Annotated in this window: 2 tRNA genes; both read left to right on the forward strand. The window is 49.6% G+C overall.

The window, feature by feature from the left end:
- Nucleotides 1–135: 135 nt before the first annotated feature.
- A tRNA-Ile gene (locus ACFPTP_RS00005) sits at nucleotides 136–212 on the forward strand.
- 10 nt (nucleotides 213–222) lie between these two features.
- Nucleotides 223–298: transfer RNA gene (locus ACFPTP_RS00010), tRNA-Ala, on the forward strand.
- Nucleotides 299–613: the final 315 nt, after the last annotated feature.

Raw genomic sequence — 613 nt, forward strand, 5'->3', positions numbered from 1 at the left:
CCGTATCGGAAGGTGCGGCTGGATCACCTCCTTTCTAAGGATAATTACGGAATATGAACCTTTGGTTCATACGTTGACGTTTTGCGTTCAGTTTTGAAGGTTCATTTTAATGATGAAACTTCATAATCCCGGAAGGGGCCTATAGCTCAGCTGGTTAGAGCGCACGCCTGATAAGCGTGAGGTCGGTGGTTCGAGTCCACTTAGGCCCACCATTCATATTCCGGGGCCTTAGCTCAGCTGGGAGAGCGCCTGCCTTGCACGCAGGAGGTCAGCGGTTCGATCCCGCTAGGCTCCACCAACTTACTCCGATGGGAGTATTTTTGTTCCTTGAAAACTGGATAAAACGACATTGAAGCAACAAAACATCAAGTAATCAACCGAGTCGATCACTTAGTGATTGAATGATACTTTTTTAACGAGTAGCTTGTGTGCTTATCGCTAAGTACCACTACTCACCCGAGGGTTTCGAGAAGCGAGCAGGACGAGAAAGCGACCGAACGAGGACCGGAGCGTGCTTAGGCACGTGAGGACCGGAGTGACGGAGCTGACGAAGTAATGCGAAGCTTATCGAAAGCCGTATAAAGGTTAAGTTAGAAAGGGCGCACGGCGGATG

The sequence above is a fragment of the Sporosarcina koreensis genome (genome assembly GCF_042655825.1).
In the GTDB taxonomy this organism is placed as follows: domain Bacteria; phylum Bacillota; class Bacilli; order Bacillales_A; family Planococcaceae; genus Sporosarcina; species Sporosarcina koreensis.